This is a genomic window from Pseudoalteromonas sp. SG43-8 (genome assembly GCF_014164245.1).
GTDB classification, from domain to species: domain Bacteria; phylum Pseudomonadota; class Gammaproteobacteria; order Enterobacterales; family Alteromonadaceae; genus Pseudoalteromonas; species Pseudoalteromonas distincta.
In genome coordinates this window covers 105,362-118,645 of record NZ_JACJEX010000006.1, presented here as the reverse complement: position 1 = coordinate 118,645, position 13,284 = coordinate 105,362, and the positions used below count along the sequence as shown (strand labels likewise).

Genomic DNA, 13,284 nt, shown 5'->3' with positions numbered 1-13,284 from the left:
GTAGGTTTAGGTGAATTGAGAACCAAGCAGTCGGAGGTTCACTCTTACAAGATACGTCCTGCGCCCACCACTTTCATAAACAAGCCGACATTAAGTCGGTTTTTTTGTGCCTAAAATAAAGTGAAATAAAGTGAAATAAAGTGAAGTGTAGGTTTAGGCGAATTTAGAACCAAGCAGTCGGAGGTTCACTCTTACAAGATACGTCCTGCGCCCACCACTTTCATAAACAAGCCGACATTAAGTCGGTTTTTTTGTGCCTGAAATAAAGTGAAATGTAAGCTACCACTCCTGTAGCCGCAGAGCTTGCTCGCGTGAGAAGCGCCAGCTTCTAATTACTTACCACCGATATAACTGATACTTTATTTACGAGCTTCGCTCGTCGCGTCAGCAAGCTGCACGCCTACAGATAAAACCAGCCCTAATCTTTAAATCTAAACTCCGAGCTTATTTATCCGTTGTAGCCGCAGAGCTTGCTCGCGTGAGAAGCGCCAGCTTCTAGTTACTTGCCACCGATATAACTGATACTTTATTTACGAGCTACGCTCGTCGCGTCAGCAAGCTGCACGCCTAAAAGTAAAACCAACCCAATCTTTAAATCCAAACTCCGAGTTTATTTATCCGTTGTAGACGCTGAGCTTGCTCGCGTGAGAAGCGACAGCTTCTATTCCCCCCTCAAAAATATAATTTATAAGATTTTATTTGTTGGCAACGCCAGAAATAAGTAATTTATTCACAAAGAGGTTAAGAGGCGCTGCGCTTTTAGAGGTAGTAATAAAGCTAAATTAATAAACCCGGGCTTATGTCTTCTCATTTACTTCTCTTTCGCTTCTCTATGTGTAATAGATCTTTAAGTGGTTCATTGACCAAGAAACTAAATAACTAGAAGCGTTTAGCTCTAAGAAGGTTAAATACGGTCTTTAAGCTTAAAATGAGAGGTGGTATTTTCAAGTAAAACTAGCTCTAATCTTTAAATCTAAACTTCGAGTTTATTTATCCGCTGTAGACGCAGAGCTTGCTCGTGTGAGAAGCGACAGCTTCTAATCACTATATCTACTCAAGCCCACTTAACCCTTTTCTAAAGCTGCTCTTTATTATTACCTATGTTATTTTAAACGCCTTGTTTAAAAGGATATTGCAGTATGTTTAAAACCCTATTTATTACGTTGTTTTTTATTTTTAGCACCATTTTTATTGCAAGCGTGCAAGCTAACGAAGTTAATAACTCACTTGTAGTAGGTGCACAGCAATATGCTAAATACTTACCGCAGTTAAAAAATAAACGTGTAGGGCTAGTCGTTAATCAAACATCAATGGTGGGGCAAACTCACTTAGTAGATGCGCTGCTGACTAAAAATATTAATATAACTAAAATTTTTGCACCTGAGCATGGCTTTCGTGGCGATCACGATGCGGGCGCCCATGTGAAAAATGCCGTTGATGGTAAAACAGGTATTCCACTTATTTCTATTTACGGTAAAAATAAAAAACCAAGCCAAGCTGCTTTAGCCGATGTTGATGTGATTATTTTTGATATTCAAGATGTGGGAGTGCGTTTTTATACCTACATAAGCTCTATGCACTACATGATGGAAGCCGCTGCAGAGCAGGGGATAGAATTTTTGGTGCTCGACAGGCCCAACCCAAATATTGCCTACGTTGATGGGCCAATATTAGAGCCAGAATTTAAATCGTTTGTAGGCATGCACCCAATTCCTGTTTTACACGGCATGACCGTTGGCGAACTTGCCAAAATGATCAAGGGCGAGGGCTGGATCAATAAAGCGGCCGATTTAAAATTAACGATGATCCCTGTTGATCATTACACTCGCAAAAGTACTTACAGCTTGCCTGTAAAACCCAGCCCTAACTTACCTAACGATCAAGCCATTGCGCTTTACCCATCACTTTGCTTTTTTGAAGCAACGCCTATTAGCATTGGTAGAGGCACCGACTTTGCATTTCAAGTAATTGGCTATTCGCCAGTTGCATTAGGTGATTTTAATTTTACACCGCGCGCAATTAAAGGCGCTGCTTTAAACCCTAAATTTAAAAACCAAACCGTACAAGGGCTCGATTTAAGACAAGCAAATATTTCAGGTTTAAATTTAACTTACTTAATAAATGCGTATACGGAGCTTACTAAAAATAACATCTCGTTTTTTGAGCGCGCTGACTTTATGGATAAGCTAGCGGGTACTAATAAATTGCGCTTAGCTATTGAAGCAGGGCAATCAGAGGCGCAAATAAAACAAAGCTGGCAGGCGGGGCTTGCGCAATTTAAAGCGCAAAGAGCGCCTTACTTGTTATATAAATAAGGGCTAAGCATGTTTATTGCTTTAAAAAATCAAAGGTATGGTTATATCAAACAAGCATTTATAGCGGCATTGAGCTTTATTATTGTGGGTTGTAGTACACCACCTGAGCCTATTAGCTCGGTGCTACCACTTACAAAAAGCCAACTTGTAGAGCTGCCTAATGCACAAGTGGTTGTAACGTTTCCTGAGGTAAATCCAAGTAGCCGGTTTTATGTAAATAACCGAGGAACGTTTAAAGCTTACAAAGGGCGCGGGCAATTATTAATACAAAACCACAACGCACAAAGCGCCGATATTTACATTAATAATCAAAAGCTCGACGTTAACCAACTAAGCGCCAACACCTTATACAATTACAGTTTGGCAAAAAATACTCACAACGGTGTTAATACCTTTAAAGTTGAAAATATTCTCCCTGCTGGCGCAAGTTTAACGCTGCGTTTTGCATTTCCTACTTTAAGCGATGAACCAAAAAAGCATATAGATTTTACTGAAGTAGACACATTAATTGAACGCGATGTAAAAGCGGGTTTTCCTGGGGCTGTGTTGGCCGTTGTTAAAAATGGCGAGCTAATAAAATTAACCGCCTATGGCGATGCAAAGCAATACCAGCAAAGTGATTTAATGCTACTACGCCCAGAGCCCATGCAAACTAATACTTTATTTGATCTTGCCTCAAACACCAAAATATTTGCCACAAACTTTGCACTTATGAAATTAGTAAGTGAAGGGCTGTTAAATATTAATAAACCCGTGCAAAGCTACCTAAGCGAATATAAAGGCGAAGGGCGAGCAAAGCGCACAGTAAAAGACTTACTCACACACAGTGCCGGATACCCGCCAGTATTTGACTTTCATCGTAAAGATGGCAGCTACGGCGAAGCGTTTTATTCGCAAAACAGTAAAACCACCAAACAGCTATTACTTACCAGCGTGCCTTTTAGTCGTAAATTATCTGGGCAGCATGTTTACTCAGATATTGATTACATGATTTTAGGCGTACTCATTGAGCGCATAACTGGGCAGCCCCTTGATGAGTACCTAGAGCAGCAAGTGTACGCGCCATTAAAATTAACTAACACGTTATTTAATCCACTTAAAAAAGGCTTTAAGCCGCAGCAATTTGCAGCCACTGAGCTTAGCGGCAACACACGAGACGGGCGCATTAAGTTTGATAATGTTCGCACCAGTGTTTTACAAGGACAAGTGCACGATGAGCGCGCTTACTATTCTCTTGATGGCGTAGCAGGGCATGCAGGATTATTTAGTAATGCTCATGACTTAGCGGTGCTTTGCCAGCTATTACTAAATAATGGTGGCTACGGCGACCAACAATTATTTAGTGCAAGCGCCTTAGCGCAATTTTTAACGCCGCAATCAAGCGATGAGACCTACGGGCTTGGCTTTAGGCTTGCTGGTAACAACCAAGCAAGGCGCTGGCACTTTGGCCCTTATGCAAGCGCGCAGGCTTATGGGCACACAGGTTGGACGGGAACAGTGACCGTAATTGACCCCGCTTACGATTTAGCTATTGTTTTACTTACCAATGCTCGCCACAGTGCAATTAAAGGCTCGCAAAAACGTTACGAATTTACAGGTAAACAATTTGAAACCGCGCAGTACGGATCGGTGGTGTCGCTTATTTATGAAGCGCTACTAAATCAATAAGCTATCGTATAGGTTAAAACGTACTAACAGCATTACTCTAAGTGATTTATTTACAGGTGACTTGAGTAAGGCAATCCATTAAGCTAAGCGGTTTACAAATCTAAGCCAGTTTATGCTGCTAGGCTTAACAAATAAGCGATAAAACGCGTACAAAGCGAGAGTGGCTCGCTAATAATTAAGGTTAACTTTTTATGCATTGGTATTCTATTTTACCGCCGCTAATTGCGATTGCTATCGTGTTTTGGCGAAAAGAAGTGATTATGGCGCTACTTGTTGCTGTTGCTTCTTCTGAGTTTTTACTCGCCTTTCAGGGCGAAGGTAATAGCTTGTTTGACACTTTTTTAAATACCATTGAACGTATTATTTCGGTTGCCAGCTCGCCAGGTAATACACGCATATTAATATTTAGTATTTTAATTGGTGCACTGCTTGCCTACATTCGCGAATCTGGCGGCGTTGCAGCAACTGTTAATATGTTAATGAACAAAGGTATTGCAAAAAGTAAGCGCCAAGTGGGGTTTTTAACCATGTTTACCGGCATTGCAGTGTTTATAGAATCTAACTTGAGCGTACTTACCTCGGGTATTTTATCGCGTGGCTTATTCGACAAATTTAAAATGAGCCGAGCGCGTCTAGCGTACATTATTGATAGCACCAGTGCGCCAGTGTGTATTTTAATACTACTTAATGGCTGGGGTGCGTTTGTACTTGGTTTGTTAGGTAACTACGAGCTAGGTGAGTCGGCTGTATCGGTGTTGTGGGGCAGCGTTGGGTATAACTTTTACGCCATAATTACCCTTGCCATTGTTTTTTATACCATCGCGTTTGATAAAGTGCATGGCCCAATGAAAGAAGCCGAAGAAAAACTAGAGCTTCAAACAACTGACTTAAAAGAAGAAGTAAAAGGCTCTAAAGCGCGTTACATGTTAATCCCGCTTATTACGCTTATTACCAGCATGGTTGGCTTTATGTACTACACCGGTAATGGTGTATTAGCAGAGGGCAGCGGCTCTAAATCCGTATTATATGCAACGGTTTTAGCCATTGTTGTCGCTTACTTTTTAATGATTGGCTCACGTAAATTTACCCATCATCAATTAGTTGATACCGGTTTTAAAGGTATGGGCGAATTAATGCCACTGGTCGCCATTGTACTGCTTTCGCTTACACTTGGCGCAAGCTTAAAAGAATTGGGTACTGGCGTATTTGTAGCGTCGCTTGTTGGCGACTACCTACCTATTTACTTAATCGTACCTGTGCTGTTTTTAACCGGCGCGGTAATGTCGTTTACTACGGGTACATCGTGGGGCACGTTTGCTATATTAATCCCAATTGGTGTGCCACTTATTCAAGCGCTAGGTTTACCGCCATCGCTTGTTGTTGGTGCTATTTTAGGTGGTGGTATATTTGGCGATCACTGCTCGCCTATATCCGACACCAGCGCTGTATCGGCTATTGCATCGGGGTGTGACTTACTCACCCACGTTAAAACGCAGCTACCGTATGCCTTATTTGGTGGCGGCCTTACGTTTTTAGCGTACTTAATAACAAGTATTATTGTGTTGTAAAAACGTGTTATGAAAGTGAGTTGTAAATGCTGAGTTTTAATTATTTATAAAATGCCTTGAAAGCCTGCAAATATGCAGGCTTTTTTAGGGGACAAAACAAGGATTGTTTAAATGAAAAATAAAGTTTTTGTCCTGTTTAGTTTTTTATTGTTTTTGAACGCATGCTCTTACCCAGAAAGTGAAACAGAACAAGCTAATAGATTAGCAAAAACATACCAGCTTGATATTAAAGCTGGTGATACTCGTTTATTTTTTCCTGAACAATTTTTAGGAATTGGAGGCAAGCCACCTACGCTTGAGATGGAAAGCACTTCTTTGGAGGATTCTTCAGAGTCACTTGATGGCATTGAAACCGCGCTGGAGGTTTATCCTGAAGGCTTTGTTTCCAAATTTATTAATGCTATTTATATTTCAGGACCTATGCTCATGGAGGGGGCTGAAGCGGGGGGAACATATTCAAGAAATTCTATAATATTATCAAATATCTCAAATAAGAACGGTACTAACTTCAATTATGAAAATTCTTTACGGGGAGTTCATCACGAGCTTAGTTCTTTAATTTATTTACGCTCCCCTTTTGTTAATCTTGCATGGCAAGGTCTTTTGCCTGAAAGTTGGAGTCCTGCTTCCTCGAATTATGAGGCTTTAACGCAAGATAGAAGTATAGGGCCTGATTATGAAAATGGATTTTTATCTACCTACGGTAAAACTAATATTGAGAACGACTTTAATATTTTCGCCGAATTTGCTTTTTCTGAGCCTGAAAAGCTACGAGACCTTGCAGCTAAGTATCCAACTATAGCTAAAAAGCTGAGTTTATTTATTACTGCATATAAGCAGGTTCTTCCTGAATATCAGCAGGGCTTCGAAGAGTATTTCACTAATACGGGTTTAAGCGACGCTGCTATAAAACCTGATAATGTAGAGATTACAATCCACAGTGATTTTAGTAATATTAAGCCTCAAATAATTCACTAAGTAAACTTAGTAAAGGGCTTATGTTTTACATATAGTCATGGTTCATACTTAAGATATTCCTCTGTTAAAGAAGCATAAATCGAATACTCTGAAGCAGCTTTTTATGTACCTTGAATCATTGTAATAATAACTTGTCAGGATTTCTCTACGTAACTTTAAATGATATGATTTCACCAATTAAATAATAAATAAGGACATTTTTATGGATATTATGATTGGTCAGCAAGCTCTTAAAAAGAAAAATCAGCTAACTCAGTTATCAGAGCGAGCAATCGGTCGAGACTTCAAAGAGCAAGCTGCATTAGCAATACAAATGACTCAATGTAGTGCAGCTGTTTATCGTCGATTACAGCGCACTTACAAATCAACTGTAACGCCACGAGATGAAAAAAGAGTTAAAGCTGGAGGCTTAAGTACACAATCAGTTACTTTTTCAACGAGTAATAGTAGCCAAAAATCTTTTAATAGCTTACTTCCTGCAATGCGAGGAAAAGCTTCACCCACAAACACTTCAAAAACGTCAAATGATGTTGCAGTTGCCTCTAATCAGCCACAAGCAGTTAGCTTATTAGCTTTGTTACACCCAGTTATAAGCGGCGACATAATGAAAACGGGTAATGCTGTTGAAAAAACAGCGACTATATTAGGGTTAGTAACAACGACTGTTGGTTTTGTAGTTCCTGCCGGTGGAGCCGTATCATCAATTGTTAGTTGGGTAGGAAGTGGTGCTACGTATTCAGGTTTCTCAATGTCAAGAATTCGTCCTGATGCCCCAGACCGCGCTTATCACCAACTAACAAATTATATTTCATGGTTAGCTGCTTGGAATAAAAAAGCCTGTGAACTAATTGATATAGCAGATCCAAACGGACAATGGACGTTTCGAGATATTGAGCACGGATTTTCATAAGAATTAGGATTATTAATAATAGTTTTAAATATTTCGTATATCTTGTTATTGCTTATGATTAGTCAAAAGCCTGCTTATTGCAGGCTTTTTTGTTTTTAAATTAAGACCGAGCGGAGTAATACCAAGCTTAACGACGCTCTAGCTATTAAACAAACAATTTAAATATAGACTTAAGTATCCGTATTTATATTTTTTAGGTTATTGTATAGCATGAGCTTTAAGCTTTTTGGTAGCTATAAATTCTTACTTTTTAACTCATATAAGGCTGTAAACCCACACTATGTTTGTAATTGATAATATCATTCTCGTCAGTGCCATTTTAATTTTACTTGGAGTAATTTCGAGTAAGCTCTCTGCACGCGTTGGCTTACCAGTGTTGGTGCTATTTTTACTTGTAGGTATGCTCGCAGGTGAAGACGGTATTGCAGGTATATCATTCGACAACGCAGAGGCCGCGCATGCTCTGGGTACTCTCGCGCTTGCTATTATTCTATTTGATGGTGGCTTACAAACGCCCACCAGTTCAATTAAACAAGTGTGGAAACCCGCGTCTGCTTTAGCAACCATCGGGGTGTTATTTACCGCTGTAATTACAGGCCTTGTGGCTACTTATATTTTAGACCTGCCCATATTACAAGGTGTATTACTGGGCGCCATTGTTGGCTCTACAGATGCTGCAGCAGTGTTTGCACTTTTACGAAGTGCGGGTATTCACTTAAATAAAAAGCTTAAATCGACCCTTGAAATAGAAAGCGCCTCGAACGATCCAATGGCTATTTTTCTAACGGTTGGTTTGCTCGAAATGCTCGTTAATGACATGCCAGTAGGGCTGGATTTACTACAGTTATTTGCTCAACAAATGGGTGTTGGCGCTATTTGTGGTCTTTTAATTGGTAAAATATCGGTTTGGTTTATTAATCGAATTAAACTAAATGCATCGGGTTTGTATTTAGTGATGGTAACCGCATTTGGACTGCTTTCATTTGGCCTTTCTGCAACGCTCGGCGGCAGTGGATTTTTAGCTGTATTTATAACGGGTGTTATTTTAGGTAACAGCAAATTTGTATATAAACGCGGTATTTTTCTGTTTCATGACGGCTTAGCATGGCTTGGGCAAATAACCATGTTTGTTGTATTAGGCCTCCTTATTAATCCGTCGTCGTTGGTTGATGTATGGTTAGAAGGATTACTTATTGCATTGGCACTCATTTTTGTTGCTCGCCCATTAGCGGTAGCGCCTATTTTAAAACTGTTTGGCTTTAATAATCGCGAAACCTTGTTTGTATCTTGGGTTGGCCTTAGAGGCTCGGTGCCCATTATTTTAGCTATATTCCCATTACTATTTGGCCTTTCAGGGGCTGAACTTATTTTTAATGTCGTTTTTTTCGTGGTATTAATTTCAGCCACGCTACAGGGCTCAACAATGCCGTGGATGGCTAAAAAACTAAATTTAGTAGAGCCGCCACCTGATTTGGCTGCTGCAACGCTCGAAATCACAGCACTAAACGATATTGATATAGAAATTGTAGAATACACCTTAAGTGACGTTTCTCGGGTTTCTGGGCGCAGCTTGTCACATGCCGCACTTCCTGAGAGTGTGGTCGTTGCTATGATCACACGGGGTCCGTCAATCATACCGCCACGGGGTTCAACTAAGTTAAAACCAAACGATCACTTATTTGTTGTTTTAAAACCAGATAACAGACCTTTTGTTGATTTAGTTTTTACAGCAACCGATAAAACAAACCATCAAGATAGCCACTTAGCGCACAACGAACTTAAAGTGAAAGGGGTAACGTTGGTAGGCGATATATTTTACTCTTATCACATGCAAATAGACGCCCCAGAAGAAATAAGCTTGGAAGAAGTGATCAACCAAAAGCTTTCAGGAGAAGTCAGTAAAGGCGATATTGTTGTTATTGGTAATGTGCAAATACGCGTTATAACAATGGTGCATACACGCATAGTTACCATTGGCTTAAAGTACTTAAATAATCCAGAAAAACGACTTTTAAAGCAGTAACTATTTACAATAATCTATTAGATGGTGACACCGCGTTTATAGCGTACGTAGGTTGGGTTGAGTGACACGAAACCCAACGTATCACCAATTTATTTCACCGCTTTAAAGCCAAGTATATACACTGTTTTGTAGGCGCTTAGCTTGCTGGCGCGTCGGTGGGCTATCTAAGGGAGTGTTTAGTGACGGTTTTGATGGTTAATATGATGGGCTGTTCAGCATTATATTGGACTATTATTAGTTCTGAAGCTATAAACCTGCTAAGTAGCAGGCTTATTCATGTATATTAAATTTTTAAATAGCTATACCTTGATCTTCCATATTTTTTCTTGTTTCTTCAGAGAGCCAGCCTAATAGCCCTTTATTTTCGATTTGAAAGGAAACTAAATAGGCAATCTCTATGAAGACTGCTTCCATACCTATATGATGCTTTCCTTTTTCACATAGGTGTAGGTGAGAAGATATTTCTAGTACAAATAACCATGTGAAGATTGATAACTCAGGATAGAGTATCACTCGTAAAATCTTTTTATATTCTTCGGACTTAACAGAGCTAAGAAGTAAGCCGAGAGCAATGATTTTATCCTTATAGATAAAAAAGTTCTTATCAAAAATAAGAGATTTATAATTATTTGGATGTGAGTAATCATTACTTATATTTTTAGAGCCAACTGATAGAAAATATTCTTCAAAAAAATGGCTATGTGTAAATTGATCCGAATTTCCATTATTATTTATTGTTAACGAAGTGAAGTCTAAATCGCCTCTTTCTCCAACCGATTTAATTACATAGTTGTAATTGTTTTCAATGAGTATTAAGTGCCTTTTATTTAACTCTTTTATTTGAAATATAACAGAAGTTACGGTCTCTTTAGTGACTGTAAAGTTTTGAATGTTCAGTTGATCTTGTAGAGCCTCACGAGTTTCTTTGAGCTCTTTTCTATTATCTCTCCAGATATTTAATAGAAGTATGAGGGATATTACAGCGATACACGTACTTGTTAGGTTATAAAACACACTAGAGGTATTTGTCCAGGTTTGAATGTTTTTTGGTGCACCGATACCGAATACATTGACAAAACAAATGAAAATAAGTACTAAAAACAACAAAAGTGCACTAGACCACTTTTGTATGGTGGTTAGTTCTAAATCAACTTTTTTTATTGGTTTCATAGCTTTCCTTAGCGAGGCTTTCTTTTATTAAAATACGTTGTTTCAAGAATAACTAGAATATCACTAAACATATAGTAATTACTAAGCCCCACACTGCTTAACCCCAACTCCCGCATGTTTAAGTGCAATAATCTGCCCTTTACCGTTATGCGCCATAGCTAACATATCACCTGTATTTATATTACTTTCAACCGCGTGTTTACCTTTTAAATCACTCAACAGCGAATGCTTAATTTGCACGAGTACTTCATCATTACAGCTGGCTATGTACCAGTCGTTATCTACCTTCACTAAAGTGCCGTATTCTATGTGGCGTTGTTGGTGGCGGCGTAAATCGTTAGCTAATTGACTATCGAGCGCGTGTTTTTGCTCGTTTATGGAGCTTGCGTAGCTACCAGCTTGGTTTATTTCGTGTGTTTTTATAATTGAATAGTCGTGAATGTCTATGGTGTTAAATTCGCTGTTAAGTACAGTTTTAGGCGCCTGGTTAATGCCATCGTTATTATCAAACACAATAAAAGCAAATACACCCAGAGCGCAGGCAAGGCTGGTTAGCTGTAGTGTAAAGCCGAACTTTTTAGGCTTTGTGTTAGTGGCCTTTTTAAGTAGCGTTTTTTGCTGAGTGCTTGTAAGTGTAGTGCGCGCTTTTCGCTCTTTGTAGTGTTGTGCGAGCTTTTGATCAAGCGGCTCATCAGGCTTGTTCATTGTTTGCTCCTAATAAACGTTTAAGATTTTGCTTGGCATAGCGCAGCCTTGTTTTAATGGTCTCAAGGCTGCTTTGCGTTATAAGTTCTATGTCGGCGAGCGAAAAGCCTTCTTGTTGTAATGTTATGGCTTCACGCTGTACAAAGCTGAGTTGTTTTAGCGCGGCATCGAACGCGTCATAGCTTATGTTTGAGCTGCCTATATGCGAGTCTCCACTAGTTAAGTCACCACTATTTAAGTCACCACTATTTAAATCGCTTTCGCTTTTATCATTTTGTGCTGCTAAATGCGTTTTTTCGTCAAGCTCTACAAAGTGCTGTTGCCTGCGGTATTCGTCAATGAGTGTGTTGCGGGCAAGTTTAAATAACCACGCTTTGGGTGTGGTTTGCGCTTGGTAAAGGTGGCGTTTTTCGATTACTTTTAGCCATGTTTGTTGGCTTACGTCGTATGCTAAATGCGTATTAGATTGCGTAACAAGGTAGTGGTATAAGTCGTTACTGTAGAGGGCAATAAGCTGCTCTAAGTAACGATTGTCGCCACTTTTTGCGTAACTTGCCATGCAGTCCTTGCTTGGCGTTTCAAATAACCATGACTTAATACTTAGTAGCATAGGCGTTTAGTCCGTTAAATAGAGTTATCTAATTTAAAATCGAGTTGTACGGTTTGACCTGTTTGTAATTGTGCCACACCTTCAATTACTTTGGGGCGATATTTCCAGCGTTTAATGGCTCTTATTGCTTCGCGGTCAAAGGTACGTTTTGGCTCGGCGTTAATAACTACCGGGTCGATTACTTCCCCCGTTGGCGAAATACTAAAGCTTAGTTGTACCCAACCTTCAATACCATCGCGCGCGGCTGTGGTTGGGTATTTAGGGTTTATGCGCACTATGGGTGTTGCATCCCCAGTAGGGCGATTAATAGTATTGTTAATGTCGCCACCAAAATCGTCAATCGTAACTGGCGTAAAGTCGCTAATTGCCAACACAGGATCGGCTGATGTATCAAGCGGTGGAGCTTTTTTCGGCACTTTAGGCATTGGCGGTGGCGGCTGTATTTTTTGTATATGCCTGACTTTTGAATCCTCAGGTGCCTGAAAAATCTCTACTATAATATCGCCCCCTAGTTTAACCGGTGCGCGTTGCTCGCCACTTATTAAATATTGCATAAACGCAAAAGCTGCAAAGGTCATTGCGGCGCCGCCGATAACGGCAGTCGATGTTTTAATAAATACTGGGTTGTTAGGTACTTCAAGTGTGTGCATAAGCCGCTCCAAATTTTATTGACCACTACTATTAGGGTGTTTTCAAAGCTATAACGGGTGGCAAATCAAAAAGGGGTGAAATAATTTTATAAAAAATGTGGGGTTTAGTTACAATAGCCATTCGCATTCTTTTACTTATTAACTTTTTAGGCTGTTATGCAACTCATTGAAATAAATAAAGCGCGTTACCGTAAACATTTAAACCGTGTTATTGCAGGATGCGGTATTGGTTTGGCTGTAGGCAGCTTGGCTATATCGCAAACGCTGATTGCTTTATTTCCTGATGAAAGTGGTAGCCACTTTCATTGGAACTTAATAGGCGTTGCTATTACAAGCGTTGGGCTTGCGTGGTTACTTAATAAATACCGTACACATAGCTTTATGACTGAAGTTGTTTATGTGTGGGAGCTTAAAAAAGCACTTAATAAAATAACCCGTAAAATGGCTAAGTTAAAAGCCGCTGGCCGTGAAGGTAATGCCGATGCGTTATTAGCGATTCATTATAGCTACGCGGGCTCTCGGTTATTGTGGCAACTAGACGATAACCTAATCACCATGGACGATTTAGCCATTAAACAAGCTGAGCTTGAATCTGTTGCAGCACAACATAACGTAACGCTTAATGTTGAAGATTACGATGAAAGCATTTTAAAACAGTTTTAAAGCTTAGGTTTTTAAATTAGTTGG

11 protein-coding genes are annotated in these 13,284 nt (G+C 39.7%); 7 read left to right on the top strand and 4 right to left on the bottom strand.

Annotated features, from left to right (window positions below):
• Positions 1-1,139: 1,139 nt before the first annotated feature.
• The 6 genes from H5122_RS12925 (at position 1,140) to H5122_RS12900 (ending at position 9,462) form a co-directional block, all read left to right on the top strand.
• Positions 1,140-2,315: an exo-beta-N-acetylmuramidase NamZ domain-containing protein gene (locus tag H5122_RS12925; RefSeq protein ID WP_182682366.1), complete on the top strand. Its 1,176-nt coding sequence runs from the start codon at positions 1,140-1,142 to the stop codon at positions 2,313-2,315.
• Between the two features lie 9 nt (positions 2,316-2,324).
• On the top strand, positions 2,325-3,983 hold the full coding sequence (gene pbp4b, locus H5122_RS12920; RefSeq protein WP_182682367.1) for a penicillin binding protein PBP4B: 1,659 nt from the start codon (positions 2,325-2,327) through the stop codon (positions 3,981-3,983).
• Positions 3,984-4,174: 191 nt separating this feature from the next.
• Positions 4,175-5,551 carry a Na+/H+ antiporter NhaC family protein gene (locus tag H5122_RS12915; RefSeq protein ID WP_165744124.1) on the top strand — a complete coding sequence of 459 codons (1,377 nt, stop codon included), beginning with the start codon at positions 4,175-4,177 and terminating at the stop codon, positions 5,549-5,551.
• A gap of 111 nt (positions 5,552-5,662) precedes the next feature.
• Entirely contained in the window at positions 5,663-6,529 is an 867-nt protein-coding gene (locus H5122_RS12910; protein ID WP_182682368.1) for a hypothetical protein, read from the top strand.
• Positions 6,530-6,731: 202 nt separating this feature from the next.
• The gene (locus tag H5122_RS12905) at positions 6,732-7,439 is read left to right on the top strand and encodes a hypothetical protein (RefSeq protein ID WP_182682369.1); all 708 of its coding nucleotides are present in this window, start codon (positions 6,732-6,734) and stop codon (positions 7,437-7,439) included.
• Between the two features lie 280 nt (positions 7,440-7,719).
• A complete protein-coding gene (locus tag H5122_RS12900) occupies positions 7,720-9,462 on the top strand; it encodes a potassium/proton antiporter (protein ID WP_182682370.1) in 1,743 nt (580 codons plus the stop codon).
• A 291-nt stretch (positions 9,463-9,753) separates the two neighbouring features.
• Here H5122_RS12900 and H5122_RS12895 read toward each other — a convergent pair whose 3' ends face one another.
• The 4 genes from H5122_RS12895 to H5122_RS12880 all read right to left on the bottom strand — a co-directional run bounded on the left by H5122_RS12895 (position 9,754) and on the right by H5122_RS12880 (position 12,597).
• Positions 9,754-10,632, bottom strand: coding sequence for a hypothetical protein (locus H5122_RS12895; protein WP_182682371.1), 879 nt, complete (start codon positions 10,630-10,632; stop codon positions 9,754-9,756).
• Positions 10,633-10,713: 81 nt separating this feature from the next.
• Complete coding sequence (locus H5122_RS12890) at positions 10,714-11,337, bottom strand: hypothetical protein (RefSeq protein ID WP_182682372.1); 624 nt, start codon at positions 11,335-11,337, stop codon at positions 10,714-10,716.
• Entirely contained in the window at positions 11,324-11,947 is a 624-nt protein-coding gene (locus H5122_RS12885; protein WP_259395778.1) for a sigma-70 family RNA polymerase sigma factor, read from the bottom strand. The genes H5122_RS12890 and H5122_RS12885 overlap by 14 nt, the downstream gene beginning before the upstream one ends.
• A 14-nt stretch (positions 11,948-11,961) precedes the next feature.
• The gene (locus H5122_RS12880; RefSeq protein WP_182682373.1) at positions 11,962-12,597 is read right to left on the bottom strand and encodes an energy transducer TonB; all 636 of its coding nucleotides are present in this window, start codon (positions 12,595-12,597) and stop codon (positions 11,962-11,964) included.
• 156 nt (positions 12,598-12,753) lie between these two features.
• Here H5122_RS12880 and H5122_RS12875 point away from each other — a divergent pair, with 156 nt between their 5' ends.
• Positions 12,754-13,260, top strand: coding sequence for a DUF3087 domain-containing protein (locus H5122_RS12875; RefSeq protein WP_024606258.1), 507 nt, complete (start codon positions 12,754-12,756; stop codon positions 13,258-13,260).
• The last annotated feature ends 24 nt before the right edge of the window (positions 13,261-13,284 follow it).

Coding starts and splice junctions, on each gene's coding strand:
- H5122_RS12895 (WP_182682371.1), bottom strand. CDS start 10,632: ATGAAACCAATAAAAAAAGTTGATTTAGAACTAACCACCATACAAAAG.
- H5122_RS12910 (WP_182682368.1), top strand. CDS start 5,663: ATGAAAAATAAAGTTTTTGTCCTGTTTAGTTTTTTATTGTTTTTGAAC.
- H5122_RS12915 (WP_165744124.1), top strand. CDS start 4,175: ATGCATTGGTATTCTATTTTACCGCCGCTAATTGCGATTGCTATCGTG.
- H5122_RS12905 (WP_182682369.1), top strand. CDS start 6,732: ATGGATATTATGATTGGTCAGCAAGCTCTTAAAAAGAAAAATCAGCTA.
- pbp4b (WP_182682367.1), top strand. CDS start 2,325: ATGTTTATTGCTTTAAAAAATCAAAGGTATGGTTATATCAAACAAGCA.
- H5122_RS12885 (WP_259395778.1), bottom strand. CDS start 11,947: ATGCTACTAAGTATTAAGTCATGGTTATTTGAAACGCCAAGCAAGGAC.
- H5122_RS12875 (WP_024606258.1), top strand. CDS start 12,754: ATGCAACTCATTGAAATAAATAAAGCGCGTTACCGTAAACATTTAAAC.
- H5122_RS12880 (WP_182682373.1), bottom strand. CDS start 12,597: ATGCACACACTTGAAGTACCTAACAACCCAGTATTTATTAAAACATCG.
- H5122_RS12890 (WP_182682372.1), bottom strand. CDS start 11,337: ATGAACAAGCCTGATGAGCCGCTTGATCAAAAGCTCGCACAACACTAC.
- H5122_RS12925 (WP_182682366.1), top strand. CDS start 1,140: ATGTTTAAAACCCTATTTATTACGTTGTTTTTTATTTTTAGCACCATT.
- H5122_RS12900 (WP_182682370.1), top strand. CDS start 7,720: ATGTTTGTAATTGATAATATCATTCTCGTCAGTGCCATTTTAATTTTA.